This window comes from Sorangium sp. So ce693, assembly GCF_051521375.1.
GTDB classification, from domain to species: domain Bacteria; phylum Myxococcota_A; class Polyangia; order Polyangiales; family Polyangiaceae; genus Sorangium; species Sorangium atrum.
In genome coordinates, this window is record NZ_CP150347.1 from 11,401,186 (window position 1) to 11,417,421 (window position 16,236).

Sequence of the window (16,236 nt, forward strand, 5' to 3'; positions counted from 1 at the left end):
GTTCAGCTGCCCCGACACCACCTCACCCCGCCGCCTCCGCCGCCCTCTCGGGCCACCGCGCCTCGAAGCGCGCGCCGCCCCCCGGGGCGCGCTCGTGGCGCAGCGCTCCCCCGTGCCGCTCCAGCCAGCGCGCCGCGACGGCCAGGCCGAGGCCCGTGCCCGGGTGCTTCGCGTCTCGCCCCCGCCCCGTCACGAACGGCTGGAACAGCATCGCCTCGATCTCGGCCGGCACCCCAGGGCCGTTGTCCTCCACGCGCACGACAACGAAGCCGCCCTCGCCGCGCGTGACCACCGCCCGGATCCGCCCCTCGGGGCTCCCGTCGAGCGCGATGGCCGCGTTCTGCAGCAGCGCCGTCGCGACGTCGAGGAACGCCCCGCGGTCGGCCTCGACGAAGATCGACCCGCCTGCCTCGGACGCCACCTCGATGGGCGGCGCGCCCTCGCCGACGATCTGCCGGACCTGGCTCGCCGCGAGCCGCAGCGTGGAGAGCACGTCGACCTCGCTCACCTCGAGCGGCCTCGGGCGGCTGTAGCGGAGGAGATCGTCGAGGAAGCGCCTCGCCCGGTCGACCTGGGCGCGCAGCGACGCCACGGTCTCGGGCCTGGCGCCCTGCCGCTCGAGCAGCTTCGCCTGCGCGGCGATGACCCCGAGCGGATTGCGGATCTCGTGCGCGACCGCGCTCGCGAGGCGGCCGAGCTCGGCGAGCCGCTCGGCCTGGTCGGCGCGCACCTCGACGCGCTCGATCTCGTCGGCGAGGTCGCGGACGCCGATGGGCCTCGAGAAAAGCCGGCGCCCGAGGTGCTCCACGACGAGCATGCGCAGCGGGTCGGACGGGAGCGCGGCGAGGAAGACGACGAAGGCGAGCCAGCCGAGCGACGCGCCGCCGCCCGGCGCGAGCCCGGGCAGGACCTTGAAGAAGACAACGAGCCCGAGCGTCGAGACGAGCGCCGTCAGGCCGGCGTAGGCGAGCCCCTGCGCGAAGACGCGGCGGGAGCGGCCCAGCTCGCCGATGAGCACGGCGTAGGCCACGAGCAGGATGGCGAGGAGCAGGAGCGGCGCGCCGAGGAGCACGTCGCCCAGCCGGAGCACGCGCAGCCCCACGACGAACCCGCCCCCGAGCGTCGCGAGCACGCTGCCGAAGAAGAGCGCAGCGATGCGCCGCCGCTGGAGCCCCCGGGCCGCGAGCGCGGCGCGCCCGATGTGAACGGCGACCACGACCCAGGCGACGGCCATGATGACCGAGGACGGGAAGAACAGCGGTCCCGGCGAGCGGGCCGCAGGACCGTAGAAGAGGCGCGGGTCCACGGCCCCGAGCAGCGCGACCGCGGCGCTCACGGCGTACGCCAGGGCGACGGGGCGGCGCGAGGCGCCGGCGACGTCGGTGTAGGCGTGGGCGAGGCCCGCGGCGACGATGATCCCGCTCGGGAGGACGTGCTCGGCGAGGGCGAGCGTGCCGTCGGTCTCGAGCAGGATGAGCCCTGTGACCCAGAAGGCGAGGAAGAAGCAGAGCGCGACGAGGCCGCGGCCCACGTTGCGCCCGAGCCGCAGCGCGGTGACAGCGACGGTAACGGCAGCGGCCCAGAGCGGGTAGTACGCGAGAGCGACCAGGGGTCTCACACGGCCTCGGCGGGGTAGGAAGCCCCGACGATAACGCCGAATGCCCCGGGGGCGCGAGGTGTCCACGGCGTGGGCAGCGGCCTGCCCATGGCCTGGGCACCGCGGCCCGGCGCCGCGCCTTGATCCGGCCGATCGGCGCGGATCCCGCCGATGGCACGGGCGCTGCTGAGAGGCCTGTCGAGGAGACGAACCATGGCAGATCCGGTCGAAAGCTATCTCATCGCGGTGTACGGGGCCTATGCGGTCATCAGCGTCGGACTGACGATCTGGATCGCCCGCACGCTGTTCAAGAATGGATCGGTGTTCCTGGAGGAGGTGTTCGCCGACAACCCGAGGATGGCCGAGGCGGTGAACCGCCTGCTCGTGGTGGGGTTCTACCTGGTGAACCTGGGGTATGCGTCGCTGATCCTGAAGGCGGAAGGCTCGGCGACGCTGACGGAGGCGGTCGAGGTGCTGTCGTCGAAGCTGGGCCTGCTCTTGCTCTCGCTCGCGCTGATGCACTTCACGAACCTCCTCGTGTTCCACCGCATCCGCCGCCGCGCGAAGCTCGCGGTCCTGCCGCCTCCGGTCGCGCCGCAGATGCGCATCGATCCGCGCACGGAGCGCGCGGAAGAGGAGATGGCCGCGCAGCGACAGCGCCGGCGGGCCGTCGCGGAGGTCTCGGCGTGACGAACCCGGACGCGGGCGCGGGGCGCCGTGGCGCCTCGCGCTGGCGGCGCGGCCAGGCGCCCTGGCCTCCGCGCTGCGAGGAGAGCGGGCCATGATCGAGCGAATCACCGTGCTCTATGACGCCGAATGCGCGCTGTGCGCGCGGTGCCGCCACTGGATGGAGCGCCAGGCGGCGCTGGTCGAGATGGAGTTCCTGCCCGCCGGCTCGCCCGAGGCGGCGGAGCGGTACGGGGCCGTGCCCTGGCTCGGCGAGGAGCTCGTCGTGATCAGCGATCGCGGCGAGGTCTGGGCCGGCCCCGCGGCCTTCATCGTGGCGCTCTGGGCGCTCGAGGGGTACCGCGAGTGGTCGTACCGGCTGAGCGGCGACACGCTCTCGAAGATGGCGGAGCGCTTCTTCCACGCGCTGTCGGGCAACAGGAAGTGGCTCGCGGGCTGGTTCGGCCACCCGTCCTGCGCGAGCGGCTCCTGCCGGCTGCCGGGAGCGCCGGCGGCAGGGCCTTATCGGTGAAGAGAGCTAGTTTCGCCCGCCAGAGGTCCCGCCAGGGATCCGGAGAGAGATTTCAACGCAAAGTCGCAAAAAAGAACAGATTTTGCGTAGTTGATCGCCCGCGCGCAGCGGCTACGCCGCAGCATGCGACGCGATCGCATCCAAGGCGTCAGCCGGCCGGTGATTGGTTGCAACCGGCCCGACGGCTGGCCTTCTCCGAGACGCTGCCCCTGACCCGGCCGTGTCCCCCTGCTTTGGACCGTTGACAAGCGGCAAGCAGTGAACTACAAATGTAGTTATGTGGAAGGGGCGTTCCAAGAACCTCTCCTGATGCGGAGACGCGTGCGGGCCCTGTCAGGAAGTGTGCGGTGAAGAGGCGCTCGGCAGCGGCAGTTGCCGCAATCGCCACGCATCTCTGAGCTCGCCCCGGACGGTTCGACTTGGAAGAGGAGTGCCATGGGAAAGAGCGTGCTCGATTGCAAGTTTCCCTCGACGTTGTTCGGCGGTGCGACGTTGTTGCTTCTGCTGGTGAGCGCTTGTGCGACGCAACCGTCGCCGGCGCCTGTGTCCGCTGACGCGAAGCTCCCGCTGAACGGGCCGGAGGCGACGTCGGTCGCTCGAACGCAGGAAAACGAGGCCGGCGCAGCTTCAGCGCCGGCGGCCAACGCCAACCAACTTGCCTCGCCTGCGGTGGAAACGCACCCGGATGCACGAGCTCCGGCGACGACCGCACCAGGCTCCGCGGGAAGCGCGGAGCGCGCCCAGGAACCGAAAACTGCCCAGGGGATCTCGCGTACGCTGCTCGATCAGTCGGACTTGCAGGAGCTTCCCGGGTGGGAGACGCGGATGTACCTCATCGAGTATGCGCCCGGCGTCGCGGCGCCGCGGCACCACCACCCGGCGGCTGGCGTCGGGTACGTAGTGAACGGCAGCTTCGAATCCACCTTCGAGGGCGGCAAGACCATCGAGGTCCGCGAAGGGCAGAGCTTTCGGGACTTGCCGAACGTGCCCCACGTGATGTTCAAGAACACGAGCGCCACGAAGCCGCTCAAGTTCGTCATATCTTACGTGGTCCGCAAGGGCGCTCCAGTGCTGGTCGTCCCGTGACCACGCTTCGCATCGTCGAAGCAACGGTCGGCTGGCACCAAACGCCCTCATGGCCCTCGCCGCTGCCAGAACGCACTTCGCTCACATCGGGTTTGCGCTTCTCTGTCGCGCCCATCGCAGACCCGCCATCGCAACGCTCAGCTGAACGCAGCGAGATGGTCCGAGACTGCCGAGGCGTCGCCGGCGTCGGAGATCAGCGCGACGTAGCCGTCGGGACGGATGAGCACGAGGGTGCGCTCCATCGCGCCGTAGGCGTGGGCGAGATGGCCAGCGGTGTCGGCGATGTCGTCGGGGCCCGTCGGCTGTCCGACGACATGGAGCGTCCTCAGGTCGGAGGCTGAGGCGCCGATCGCAGGCGCAGGCCCGAAGCTCAGCAACGTGAAGCGCCCGCCGCGCGTCAGCTCGAACAGCCGGCGTTCACCTTCCACCGTGGTCAGCTTCGTCGCGTCGGGGGCGCGGTCGCCGGCGCGGAGCAGGGCAGCCTCGTCGCGGTCGTCGCGCGCCAGGGAAGAGCCGCGGTAGTGGATGTCGAGCTGGGTGACGCTCGCATCGCGACGGAGGGCGGTGTCCTTCCGCTCGAGCACCTGCTGGAGGCGTGAGTTCGAGAGCGCGAGCACGCCGGCTGCGATCGGCCTCCGCTCGGTCTCGTAGCTGTCGAGCAATGCCGGCGAGGCGCCCTTCGCGACAGCCGCCAGCTTCCAGCCGAGGTTGTGCGCGTCCTGGACGCCCGTGTTCATCCCCTGGCCGCCGGCGGGCGAGTGGACGTGCGCCGCGTCGCCGGCGAGGAACACGCGACCCTCGCGATATCTGTCGACGAGGCGGACATTCGCGCGCCACAGCGACGACCACGCCGGCTCGTGGAGCCGGAGGTCGGTGCGGCCGCTCCGCCGCTCGAGGATCGCCAGCATGTTCGCGAGGCTGAGCTCGGGGTCCTGTCGCGGCGCGACGACGGCGTGAACTTGGAAGACGTCGGTCGAGGGCAGCGGGCAGAGGCCGACGACGCCCTCCTCGTGCCACCAGATGTGCCAGGCGTCGCGGTCGAGGCCGTCGACGCCGACGTCGGCGACGATCATCCGCACTTCCTCGCGGGTCTCCCCCTCGAACGCGATGCCGGCCTGCTTGCGGACGACGCTGTGGCCGCCGTCGCAGCCGACCAGCCAGCGCGCGGCGACCGTCTCCACCTCACCGCCCTTGACGACCACCGCCGACACGCCTTCGTCGGACTGCTCGAAGCTCGCGAGCGCAGCACCGAATTCGACCGCGCCGCCGAGCTCCAAGAGCCGCAGCCGCAGCGCTTCCTCGGTGCGCCACTGGGGCGTGATCAGGCTCGCCGGATAGGGGATGTCGGAGCGACCCTTCAACGCCTCGGGGACGGCGCCGCCCAGCGTCACCCGGCCGTCGGGAGCCGTGGAGCGGATCGGCATCGCCATCCGGCCGTGGGCGATCACGCGATCGACGATGCCGAGATCGTCGAAGACCTCGAGCGTGCGCGGCTGGATGCCCTTGCCGCGCGAGCCGGGCCGCGGGCCTGGGGCCGCGTCGATCAGGCGGAAGGACACGCCGCTGCGGGCGAGCCCGCAGGCCAGCGCCAGCCCGGTCGGGCCGGCGCCGACGATCAGCACTGCGCACGCCTCGGGATCCGCCATCGTCAGCCTCCGGTTGAAGAGAGTGATCCATCTCTTATCATCCGCGGCGTTGATAAGAAATGAAAATCTCTCTAAACAATCGGGGCCATGACGACAGGAACACGAACGCGCCGCAGGCGACGCGGCGCGCAGCTCGAGGCCGATCTGCTCGACGCGACCTGGGAGGAGCTGGTCGAGGTCGGCTTCGCGAACCTGACCATGGAGTCGGTCGCCGCGCGCGCTCGCACGGGGATCGCGGTCCTGTACCGTCGCTGGGCGAACAAGGACGAGCTGGTGTTCGCCGCCATCCAGCACCGCCGGGACGAAAGCCCGGTCGCGGTCCCCGACACCGGCGCCCTGCGCAGCGACCTGCTCGCCCACCTGACGGCCCTGAGCGACGCCCTCGCCGGCTTCTTCGCCATCGCCGCGGCCGCCGCCTTCTCGGGGTTGCTGGCCGGCACCGGCCTGACCCCCTCGCAGGTGCGCGACAAGGTCATGGGCACCCAGAAGCCGCGTGTCCGCATCCCCTACCAGCGCGCCCACGACCGCGGCGAGGTCAACCTCGAGCGCATCCCCTCCGCCGTGCTCGCCCTGCCGTACGACCTCGTGCGGCACGACCTGCTCATGGATCTCAAGCCGCTAAAGCCCGCACGCATCCAGTCCATCGTGGACGAGCTCTTCCTGCCCCTCGTACAGAGCTTTGGAGCGCGCGAAGGCGATGCAGCACGTCGCGTTCGGCGTCGATGACGTGCTGACCGGTCCACGAAAGCGCGGCGCGTGGAGATCGTCGAGAACGCTGCTCTCGCTCGTACGGATCTCGATCAGCTCGTCGATGCGCTGGTGAACACCCGCAGTCGGCGCGCTCACGCACGGCTCCAGTCGGCTTGATACTTTGGCGAGCCGATATCCGGGCGACGATCGACACCCGCTCGTTATCCGGCAGCTCTCACATCGGCGGGGCCGTCCTCGCGGGCGGCACGCGACGCCAGCGAGGACCTCCGTGAGCTCCCTCAGTGCACGCGCATCCCCGGCTTCGCCCCCGAGTCCGGCGACAGGAGATGCACCGTCTCGTCCCCCGCCGCGAGCACCATCCCCTCGCTGAGGCCGAACTTCATCTTCCGCGGCGCCAGGTTGGCGCACACGATGACGAGCCTCCCGATGAGATCTTCCGGTTTGTAATACGCCTTGATCCCGGCGAACACCGTCCTCCGCGCCTCGCCGCCGAGCGAGACGGTCAGCTTGAGCAGCTTCTTCGCCTCGGGCACGTGCTCCGCCGCGACGATTCGCGCGACGCGCAGGTCGACCTTGCTGAAATCGTCGATCGTACACTCCGGCGCGAGCGGCTCCTTGGCGAGCGCCGCGCCGTCGTCCTCCGCGGCCGCGCCGCCGGCCGCCGCCTGGCCCGCCTCGGCGCTCGCCCCCGCCGCGCCGCCCGGCGCCGCCGCCTCCTCGGCAGGGCGGCCCTCCGCGATCATCTTCTCCACTGCGCCCGGCTCGACCCGCTTCATGAGGTGCTCATACGCGGCCACAGGCGTCCCCACAAGCGGCGTCTTCGCGAGCTCCCACCGGTCCATGGGGCACCCGAGCAGCCGCCCGACGTCGTCGGCCAGCTTCGGGAGCACCGGCGCCAGGTAGAGCACGATCTGCCGGAACAGGTTGAGCGCCACGGTGCAAACGGCCTGCACCTCCGCCTTCTTCTCGGGCTGCTTCGCCAGCGCCCACGGCTGCATCCGGTCGACATACTCGTTCGCCCGGTCCGCCAGCGCCACGATGCTCCTCGTCGCCCGCGCATAGTCGAACGCCGCGTACGCCGCCCCGATCGCGTCGCCCTCCGCCGCCGCCGCCGCGAACAGGCCCCCGTCCTCCGGGTAGACCGCCGACAGCCCCGCTTGCGCCACGAAGCGCGACGACCGGCTCGCCAGGTTCACGACCTTGTTCACGAGCTCGGCGTTCACCTTGTTCACGAGCTCTTCCAGGTTCAGATCGATGTCGTCGACCTTCGAGCTCAGCTTGCTCGCGTAGTAATAACGGAGGTACGCCGGGTCGAGGTGCTTCAGGTACGTCGAGGCCAGCACGAAGGTGCCCTTGCTCTTCGACATCTTCTCTCCGTTCACGGTGAGGAACCCGTGCACCTGCACGCGCGACGGCAGCGAGAAGCGCGCGCTCTTCAGCATCGCCGGCCAGAAGAGCGTGTGGAAATACACGATGTCCTTCCCGATGACGTGGATTACCTCCGTCTCCTCGGATCGCCACCAGTCGTCGAACGCCTCGCCTTCCCGGTCGCACCACTCCTTGCTCGCGGCCATGTACCCTATCGGCGCGTCGAACCAGACATACCAGTAGTTCCCTGGAGCGTCGGGGATCTCGAACCCGAAGTACGGCGCGGGGCGCGATACGTCCCAGTCGCGGAGCGGCTCCGACAGGAAGTGCCCCGCGAGGTAGTTCGCGATCTCCTTCGGCATCCGCCCCTCGCCCTGCGTCCAGGTCGACAGGAACGGCCGCTCCGGCTCGATGGCCACCATGAGGTGCTGCGCGCTCCGCACCTCGGGCCGCGCGCCCGTGAGCGCGCTCCTCGGCTCGACCAGATCGGTCGCGGCGTAGGTCGAGCCGCACCGGTCGCAGCTATCGCCGTACTGGTCCGGGGCCGCGCACTTCGGGCAGGTACCCTTGACGAAGCGATCCGCCAGGAACATGCCCTCCTGCGGATCGAAGAGCTGCGTGACCTCCTTCGTGGTCACCATGCCGCGCTCGCGCAGCGACGCCCAGATCTCCTCGCACAGCGCGCGGTTCGCGGGGGAGTTCGTGCTGCCGTAGTGGTCGAACCGGATCTGGAAGGCCGCGAAATCGCGCTGGTGCGCCGCGCTCATGTCCGCGATGACGTCCGCCTCGCTCCGCCCCTCTTGCCGAGCGCGGATCATGATGGCCGTGCCGTGGGTGTCGTCGGCGCACAGGTAAATGCACCTCCGCCCGGTCATGCGCCAATAACGGGCAAAGATGTCGGTCTGGGTGTACTCGACGAGGTGGCCGATGTGGATGTGCCCGTTGGCGTAGGGCAGCGCGCTGGTGAGCAGGAGCCGTTTCATGCTGCGCTGGACTTTGCACGAAATCCCGGCCGGATGCGAGCCGCGCGGCGCTCCGCGGGGGCGCGCGGGCGCGCCCCCCAGCGGAGCGCCGCGCGAGCCGGCCTGGACACGACAGCGGACGTGCAGCCATGGACGGAGCAGCCTCGGGCTCTAGATACGTAGTGAACCGATCGACGGGGAGGGGCCCATGGCAGTACAGCGGAAGCAACAGAGGAAACAGGGGCGTGGCGGCAAGGAAGGCGGAGCGCGGGCGCTGGAGGCCCAGCCGCTCCTCCGCCAGCGAAGCGAGGAGATCCAGCCTTTCGGGACGGTCGTGGACTATCCCCTGGCGCTCGCCTCGAAGTCGCGCGCGGAGAGCATCCGGGCGTTGAATCAGATCCTGTCGGACACGCTCGTCCTGCGCGACATGTACAAGAAGCACCACTGGCAGGTGTCCGGGGCGACCTTCTTCCAGCTCCACCTGCTCTTCGACAAGCACTTCAAGGAGCAAACCGCGCTGATCGACATGCTCGGCGAGCGCGTCCAGATGCTGGGCGGCGTCTCGATCGCCATGGCGCACGACGTCGCGGAGACGACGAGGATCGAGCGGGCGCCCCGCGGCCGCGAGCAGGTGCCCGCCCAGCTCTCGCGCCTGCTCGACGCGCACGAGGTCATCCTCGCGGAGACGCGCGAGGCGGTGAGGCTCGCCACCGACAACCGCGACGACGGCACCGCCGACCTGCTCATGAGCGACGTCCTCCGCACGAACGAGATGCAGGTGTGGTTCCTGTCCGAGCACCTCGTCGACACGCCGCTCGTCCGCGCCACCTGAGCGCCGGCACGCCGCTTCCCCCTCCCCGCCCAGCCCTCCGGGCGCGCTCCGGAAATTCGACACGGCGCGCGTAACCTTTCCGGCCCCCCGATCGTGGTACCGCCAGGAAAGGGGTCATGTGATGCGTACTACAAAAGACGTGGTGGTGATCGGCGGCGGGCTCGCGGGCCTGGCCGCGGCGGCGTACCTGGGCCGGGCGGGTCGGTCGGTCGCCCTCGTCGAGAAGGCGCACGCGCCGGGCGGCCGCGCCTCCACGCAGGAGAGCCACGGATTCTCGCTGAACCTCGGCGCCCACGCGCTCTACCGCGGGGGCGCGGCGCACGAGGTGCTCCGCGAGCTCGGCGTCCGGTTCACCGGCGCGCCGCCCTCCCAGTCGGGCGCGCTCGCCCTCGACCGCGGCGCCCTCCACACCCTGCCGTCCGGCGCCCTGTCGCTCCTCACGACGGGCCTCTTCCCCCTCGCCGCGAAGGTCGAGATGGGGCGCGTCCTTGGCAGCCTCGCCGCGGCGAACCCCGCGCCGCTCGCGTCGGTCCCGGTCTCGGCCTGGCTCCGCGACGCCTTCCGGACGCCCGAGGTGCGGCGCTTCGTCGGCGCGATCGTCCGGCTGTCGACCTACTGCGCCGACGACGATCGCCAGAGCGCCGGCGCGGCGCTCGCGCAGGTGCAGCTCGCCCTGAGCCACGGCGTGCTCTACCTCGACGGCGGCTGGAGGACCCTCGTCGACGGCCTGCGCGACGCTGCCGTGGCGGCCGGCGTGGAGATCCTCAGCGGCGTGCGCGCGACGCAGATCGCGGCCGAGGGCGGCGCCGTCTCCGCCGTGGAGCTCGCGAACGGCGACCGCCTGGGCGCCGGCGCCGTGCTCATCGCCGCGAGCCCGCGCGCCGTGGCCGCGCTCGTGCCTACGAGCGCGGCGCTCGCCGCGCACGCCGAGCGCACCGTCCCGGTCCGCGCCGCGTGCCTCGACGTCGCCCTGTCGAGGCTCCCCCGCCAGCGCCCGGGCTTCGTGCTCGGCATCGACCGCCCGCTCTACCTGTCGGTCCACTCCGACGCCGCGCGCCTCGCTCCCGCGGGCGGCGCCGTGATCCACACCGCCCAGTACAGCCCCGAGCTCGCCGGCCGCGAGCCCGAGCGCGAGCTCGAGGATCTGCTCGACCGCGCGCAGCCCGGCTACCGCGACGCGATCGTCGAGCGCCGCTTCCTGCCCTCGCTCATCGTCTCCAACGCCGTGGTCACGACGGAGGGAGGCGGCCACGCAGGGCGCCCCGGCGTCCGCGTCCCGGATCTCGACGGGCTCTTCCTCGCGGGCGACTGGGTCGGGCCGACGGGCATGCTCGCCGACGCGAGCCTCGCCAGCGCGCGGGACGCCGCGAGGGCCATCCTCTCGCGCCGCGCGCTCGACCGCGCGGCGTGACGGGGTTACCCGACGCGCCATGAGCAGCTCCACGGCCTCTCCTGCCCCGAGCGCGGGGCTCGCCGCCCCCGGCTTCGTCGCCGCGAGCTACCGCGAGCACGAGCGCTTCCTCTGGGCCCTCTCCTACCGGCTCACCGGCAGCGCCGCGGACGCGGACGACATCGTGCAGGAGACGTTCGTCCGCGCGCTGGAGCGCCCTCCCGCGCGCACCGGAGAGCCCGTCCGCCCCTGGCTCGCGCGCGTCGCGCTCAACCTCGGCCGCGACGCCCTCCGGCGCCGCAAGCGCCTCGCCTACGACGGACCGTGGCTCCCCTCCCCGATCGAGGCGGAGCCCGAGCCCCCGTCGTTCGAGATCCCCGGCAAGGACGGCACCGAGGGCCGCTACGACCTCCTCGAGAGCGCGTCCTTCGCCTTCCTCATCGCGCTCGAGGCGCTGACCCCGCAGCAGCGCGCGGTGCTCCTGCTCCGCGACGTCTTCGACTACTCGGTGCAGGAGACCGCCGCCGCGCTCGACCTGTCGGAGGCCAGCGTGAAGACGACGCACCACCGCGCCCGCCGCGCCCTCGAGCCGTACGAGCGCGACCGCTGCCGCCCCTCGCCCGAGCTCGTCGAGCGGTCGGGCGCTGCGCTCGTGCGCTTCCTGCAGACCCTGGCGACGCAGGACGTCGCCGCGATCGAGGCGCTCCTGAGCGAGGGCGTCCGGGTCATCAACGACGCGAACGGCGAGTTCAAGGCGGCGCGCCGGATCGTCGTCGGCCCGAACCGGGTCGCGCGGTTCTACATCGGCCTGCTGAGGATCGACGGCTCCGGAGCGCGCCGCCACGAGCTGCGCCTCATCAACGGCCTCCCTGCGGTCGTCATCGAGCGCAGGAGCACCGTGGAGAAGCTGGCGCCGCGGTTCGTCATGCGCTGCGAGATCGACGCGAGCGGCCTCATCACGGTGATCCACTCCGTGCTGGCCTCGCGCAAGCTGACGGCCGTGAAGGCGCTCGCTCCGTGAGTCCAACGACGGGGGAGCGCGACGACGAGGCCGGCAGGGTGAGCAGCAAGGAGACAGCCCCCTGCCGGCCGAGCACTGGAGTGAGTCGTGTCGCGGGGCGTACTTCGGCCGGCGAAGTAAATACTGTCGGAGCAACATAGCGCCGTCTGGCGCTCATGTCCATAGCGGAACAGCCCGCTCGCTCAGGTAGCTTTGCCGCCTCCCTGGGCCCGTTCGCGGTGCGCCTCTTCGATGAAGTGACGAACCTCCTTGTCGATGGCGGCGATCGCTACCCCCTTGAAGGGGCGCATCAGGAGAGGCACGTCGAGATCCACGTCCACGGCGCCGGGGCGGAGCTCCATGCTGCCTTTGAGCTTGACGCCCTTCACCGAGAAGCCGAGCTCGGCGCGCCGCGCGTCGCGCCACACGAGGAAAGGATCGTACTCGGCGTACCGCTCTCGGTACTGCGCGATCGCTCGTTCGGTGGCCAGCTTTGCCTCGCTGTCGCTCAGGTCGTGCTCAATCGTGTGCTTCATGATGGGACCTCGCAGTTCGTATCAGGGCACATCGCGAGAATCGGCCAGGGGACCGTCCGCCGTGAGGCGTCGCTCGCGGGCGCGGCGCCCGGCCGAGTTCCATCGGTGAGATATCACGGATGCGCGGGGCACGCGGCCCTCCGGCGCTCGTCAGCACCGCGCATCGCGCGCCCGCGCTCTGTGACATTTCGCCACGCGGCGGGACTGCGGGTGTTCGTGGGCGGCCGACCCGGGCCATCGCCGTGAAGGCACCTCACGCCGGAGGGCGCCTTTCCACGGACCGGACGGCGTACCTGCGCCGGAGGCCTGCGCCGGAGGCCGCCCTTCGCGCGGAGGCGTCGCGGCCCCGCGCCCCCTCAGTGGCCAGTGGTCACCGAGCCCGGCCTCGCGTAAAGACAACCGCCGCCGTGGACCTCCTGTATTTCGCGCTGCTCTGCTCCGTGCTCATCTTCGTGCACGAGCTCGGCCACTTCGTGTGCGCGAAGATCTTCGGCGTGAAGGTCCTCACCTTCTCGATCGGCTTCGGCCCCCGGGTGCTGCGCCTGCGGGGCCGGGAGACGGAGTACTGCGTCGCGCTCCTGCCCCTCGGCGGCTTCGTGAAGATGCTCGAGGAGAACCGGCAGGAGGCCGTGCTCCCCGAGGATCGCAAGCGCACCTTCGAGTCCCAGGCGCTCTGGAAGCGCGTGATCATCGTCATGGCCGGCCCGGCGATGAACGTGCTCTTCCCGGTGCTGCTCTACTTCGCCGTCTTCATCGGGGAGACCCGCTTCGTCCCGCCGACGGTCGGCGTGGTCCTGCCGGGGCACCCGGCCGAGGGCCGGCTGATCCCGGGCGATCGCATCCTCGAGGTGGACGGCGAGCGCGTCAGCACCTTCGCCGAGCTGCACCGGATCGTGACGAAGAGCCCCAACCAGGAGCTCCGGCTCAAGGTGTTCCGCAACAAGGAGCACGTCGAGGTCACGGTCGTCCCCGAGGAGAAGGTCGTCCAGAAGCCGCTCGAGATCGTGGACCGGGTGGGCGAGATCGGCGTCCGGCCGAGCCGCCCCGCCGCCGTGGTGGGCGTCTCGCGGCCCGACTCGCCCGCGTTCCGGGCCGGGCTGCGCACGTTCGACGTCGTGACGGAGGTGCGCGGCACGCCCGTGAAGACGTTCGCCGACCTGGAGATCGCGCTCGAGGAGAGCCGCGGCGCCACGGTGCCGGTCACGTACCTGCGGCCGGTCACGGTGCCGCGCGCGCTCGGCGGCCTGGCCGAGCTCGCCGTCTATGAGTCGGGCGTGGCCGCGCTGACGCCGGAGAGCGGCCACGGCGATCTGCTCGCGCGGACCGGCATCGAGCCGGCCGACCTCTACGTCGCCGAGGTCCCCGAGGGCTCGGCCGAGTGGGACGCCGAGCTCCGGCCGGGCGATCGCATCACGGAGGTCGACGGCGTCGAGGTCACCGCCTGGTCGACGTTCGTCGAGCGGCTCTTCGCGGCCCCGGATAGATCGCACGTCATCACGTGGCAGCGCTCGGGCCAGCGCAAGAGCGGCACCATCGAGCTCCGCCGCGAGGACTGGATCGACGAGTACGGCCAGCACCGCCCGCGCTTCTACCTGCGCGCGTCGAACTGGTCGCCGATGGTGGCCGAGCCGTTCGTCGACAGCCCGTCGGCCTTCCAGTTCGCCCTGGAGAGCGCGGTCGACGAGACGTACGACGTCATCCGGTTCATCGTGGTCGGGATCGTCCGCATCATGGAGGGCAAGGTCAGCATCTCCACGCTGGGCGGCCCGATCACGGTGTACGACGTGATCGGCGAGGAGGGCGCGAAGGGGGTCAGCTACTTCGTCTGGGCGATGGCGGTCATCTCGATCAACCTCGGGCTCATCAACCTGCTGCCCATCCCGGTGCTCGACGGCGGCCACCTCCTGTTCTTCACGTTCGAGGCCGTGCTGCGGCGCCCGCTGCCGCTGCGCGTCCGCGAGATCGCGAGCCTGGTCGGGCTCGTGGTGCTCATCGGCCTGATGGGCATCGCCTTCAAGAACGACGTCGAGCGCCGCTGGGACGTGATCCAGGGGCAATTCAAGGAGCTCGTTGGCTGACCGGGACCAAGGTGACGGGCGCGACGGGGGCCGCGGCGCGGCGCGCCCGCCGCACCCGACCGAGAGCGGGCCGCGCGCGGTCGCGGCGCGCGTGCTCGCGCGGGTGTGGGGCTCGGAGGCCTTCGCCTCGGCGGCCCTCGACGCCGAGCTGCGCCGCGCGCCGGCGCTGGACCCGCGGGACGTCGGCCTCGCGACGGAGCTCGTCTACGGCGTCCTGCGCGCGCAGGCGGCGCTCGAGGCGCGCATCGCCGAGTTCGCCGCGAAGAGCCGCTGGACGACCGACCCGCTGGTGCGCGCCCACGTGCTGATGGGGGCGTACTCGCTCTGCTTCCTCGATCGCGTCCCCTCGTTCGCCGCGGTCTCGGAGGCGGTGGACGGCGCCCAGGCGGCCGGCGGGCCGCGGGTCGGCGCGTTCGCGAACGCCGTGCTGCGCCGGCTCGCGGCGGCCGTGGAGTCCGGCGGTCGCCCGCCGCTCGCGAGCGCGGTGGTCGCCTCCGCGCCGGGGTGGCTGCGGGGCGCCCTGCGCCGCTCGCTCGGCCGGGCCGCGGCCGAGGCGTTCCTGTCGGCCGGCCCGGTGCCGCCGCCGACCGGCCTCTGCGTCGCCCCCGGCGAGGACCGCGGCGCGTGGCTCGAGGCGCTGCGGGCCGCCGCGCCCACCGCGACGTTCGAGGCGGGGCGCGTCTCGCCGGCCGCGATCGTCGCGCGGGGAGCGGGCGATCTCCGACGGCTCCCGGGCTTCGGCGCCGCGTGGATCGGCCAGGAAGAGGGGGCGCAGGCGCTCGCCTTCGCGCTCGGCGCGCGGCCCGGCGAGGCCGTGCTCGACGCCTGCTCCGGCCGGGGCAACAAGTCGTGGATCCTGTCGCGCGCGGTGCTGCCCGGCGGCGCGGTGGACGCGGCGGATCTGTACCCTGCGAAGCTCTCGCAGCTCCGCGCGGCGCTGGGCGCGCCTCCCGTGAGCGCAGAGGGCGCAGGCGCGGAGGCCGGCGATGCGCAGGGCGGCGGGCTCGGGCGGGCTGCGGCCTCCGTGCGCGAGACCTACGCCGTCGACTGGACGGTGGGCGCGGGCGACGTCCCCGAGGGCTACGACCGGGTGCTCGTCGACGCCCCATGCTCCGGGGTGGGCACGCTGCGGCGGCGCCCGGAGATCGCGCTCCGGCGCGAGGCGGACGATCTCCCGCGCCTGGCCGACCTCCAGGTCGCGATCGCGCGCCGCGCCGCGACCCGCGCCCGGGACGGCGGCCGCCTCGTGTTCGCTGTGTGCAGCGTGCTGCGCGAGGAGTGCGAGGCCGTGGCGGCGCGGCTCGCGGCCCCGGCGGACGACGGCCTCGGCGTCCGGCTGGAGCCGGCGCCGTTCGACGCGGAGCTCGCGCGGGAGCTCGCGGGCGGCGGCGACGCGTTCCGGCTGCTGCCGCACGTGCACGGCACAGACGGGTATTTCGCCGCGATGTTCGTCGTGCGGCGGTGACGATGCGTGGCGAGCACGGCCGGGCAGACCTTGCGATCGGTGGCACCGACGCTCCAAGCGCCGCCCTCGCTCCGACCGATCGAGCCTGGCCCTCTCGACGGTTTCGTACACAGAAGTCACTCTCAATGCCCGCGAAGGGCCGAACCTTCTCGTGTCCGAGCCGCCGAAACAGCTCTATGGCACCTCCCGATCAGCTTTACCTGAGTGCGCTGAGCGCTCTGGCCCATCCGCGAGCCGTCGAGCCGGCCTGAGCGGCAACCGGTCCGGCTCCTTCGGCGGGCCTGCACCGGCTTCCTGCCGTGCGCGATTTCGGGTAGGCTGGCGGCACGCCTATGACACGGACGTACAGCGAGCGCCCGGGCCATGA

Annotated in this window: 13 protein-coding genes; 9 read left to right on the plus strand and 4 right to left on the minus strand. The window is 71.8% G+C overall.

Features of this window, described 5'->3' with window-relative positions; genetic code table 11:
- Positions 1 to 22: 22 nt before the first annotated feature.
- Complete coding sequence (locus tag WMF14_RS42495; RefSeq protein WP_437796190.1) at positions 23 to 1,618, minus strand: sensor histidine kinase; 1,596 nt, start codon at positions 1,616 to 1,618, stop codon at positions 23 to 25.
- 192 nt (positions 1,619 to 1,810) lie between these two features.
- Here WMF14_RS42495 and WMF14_RS42500 point away from each other — a divergent pair, with 192 nt between their 5' ends.
- The 3 genes from WMF14_RS42500 (at position 1,811) to WMF14_RS42510 (ending at position 3,881) form a co-directional block, all read left to right on the plus strand.
- On the plus strand, positions 1,811 to 2,287 hold the full coding sequence (locus WMF14_RS42500) for a hypothetical protein (protein ID WP_437796192.1): 477 nt from the start codon (positions 1,811 to 1,813) through the stop codon (positions 2,285 to 2,287).
- Positions 2,288 to 2,378: 91 nt separating this feature from the next.
- Positions 2,379 to 2,795: a thiol-disulfide oxidoreductase DCC family protein gene (locus WMF14_RS42505; RefSeq protein WP_437796194.1), complete on the plus strand. Its 417-nt coding sequence runs from the start codon at positions 2,379 to 2,381 to the stop codon at positions 2,793 to 2,795.
- 435 nt (positions 2,796 to 3,230) lie between these two features.
- Positions 3,231 to 3,881 (plus strand): cupin domain-containing protein, encoded by a 651-nt coding sequence (locus WMF14_RS42510; protein ID WP_437796196.1) that lies wholly within the window; start codon positions 3,231 to 3,233, stop codon positions 3,879 to 3,881.
- Positions 3,882 to 4,018: 137 nt separating this feature from the next.
- Here the strand turns inward: WMF14_RS42510 and WMF14_RS42515 are convergent, their stop codons facing one another.
- Positions 4,019 to 5,527 carry an FAD-dependent oxidoreductase gene (locus tag WMF14_RS42515; protein ID WP_437796197.1) on the minus strand — a complete coding sequence of 503 codons (1,509 nt, stop codon included), beginning with the start codon at positions 5,525 to 5,527 and terminating at the stop codon, positions 4,019 to 4,021.
- A gap of 87 nt (positions 5,528 to 5,614) precedes the next feature.
- Between WMF14_RS42515 and WMF14_RS42520 the strand changes: the two genes are divergently transcribed.
- Positions 5,615 to 6,253, plus strand: a complete 639-nt coding sequence (locus tag WMF14_RS42520; RefSeq protein ID WP_437796199.1) for a TetR/AcrR family transcriptional regulator — start codon at positions 5,615 to 5,617, stop codon at positions 6,251 to 6,253.
- 263 nt (positions 6,254 to 6,516) lie between these two features.
- Here WMF14_RS42520 and metG read toward each other — a convergent pair whose 3' ends face one another.
- A complete protein-coding gene (gene metG / locus WMF14_RS42525) occupies positions 6,517 to 8,589 on the minus strand; it encodes a methionine--tRNA ligase (RefSeq protein ID WP_437796201.1) in 2,073 nt (690 codons plus the stop codon).
- 187 nt (positions 8,590 to 8,776) lie between these two features.
- On the opposite strand from metG, the gene WMF14_RS42530 reads away from it, so the two are divergent.
- From WMF14_RS42530 to WMF14_RS42540, 3 genes are all read left to right on the plus strand, one after another.
- A complete protein-coding gene (locus WMF14_RS42530) occupies positions 8,777 to 9,400 on the plus strand; it encodes a Dps family protein (protein ID WP_437796203.1) in 624 nt (207 codons plus the stop codon).
- Positions 9,401 to 9,521: 121 nt separating this feature from the next.
- Entirely contained in the window at positions 9,522 to 10,811 is a 1,290-nt protein-coding gene (locus tag WMF14_RS42535) for a phytoene desaturase family protein (RefSeq protein ID WP_437796205.1), read from the plus strand.
- Positions 10,812 to 10,830: 19 nt separating this feature from the next.
- Positions 10,831 to 11,811 carry a sigma-70 family RNA polymerase sigma factor gene (locus WMF14_RS42540; RefSeq protein WP_437796207.1) on the plus strand — a complete coding sequence of 327 codons (981 nt, stop codon included), beginning with the start codon at positions 10,831 to 10,833 and terminating at the stop codon, positions 11,809 to 11,811.
- A gap of 182 nt (positions 11,812 to 11,993) precedes the next feature.
- On the opposite strand, the gene WMF14_RS42545 is transcribed toward WMF14_RS42540, so the two are convergent.
- On the minus strand, positions 11,994 to 12,326 hold the full coding sequence (locus tag WMF14_RS42545) for a polyhydroxyalkanoic acid system family protein (RefSeq protein WP_437796208.1): 333 nt from the start codon (positions 12,324 to 12,326) through the stop codon (positions 11,994 to 11,996).
- Positions 12,327 to 12,733: 407 nt separating this feature from the next.
- Here WMF14_RS42545 and rseP point away from each other — a divergent pair, with 407 nt between their 5' ends.
- Complete coding sequence (gene rseP, locus WMF14_RS42550; RefSeq protein ID WP_272102179.1) at positions 12,734 to 14,404, plus strand: RIP metalloprotease RseP; 1,671 nt, start codon at positions 12,734 to 12,736, stop codon at positions 14,402 to 14,404.
- Complete coding sequence (locus WMF14_RS42555) at positions 14,397 to 15,869, plus strand: RsmB/NOP family class I SAM-dependent RNA methyltransferase (protein WP_437796209.1); 1,473 nt, start codon at positions 14,397 to 14,399, stop codon at positions 15,867 to 15,869. The genes rseP and WMF14_RS42555 overlap by 8 nt, the downstream gene beginning before the upstream one ends.
- Positions 15,870 to 16,236: the final 367 nt, after the last annotated feature.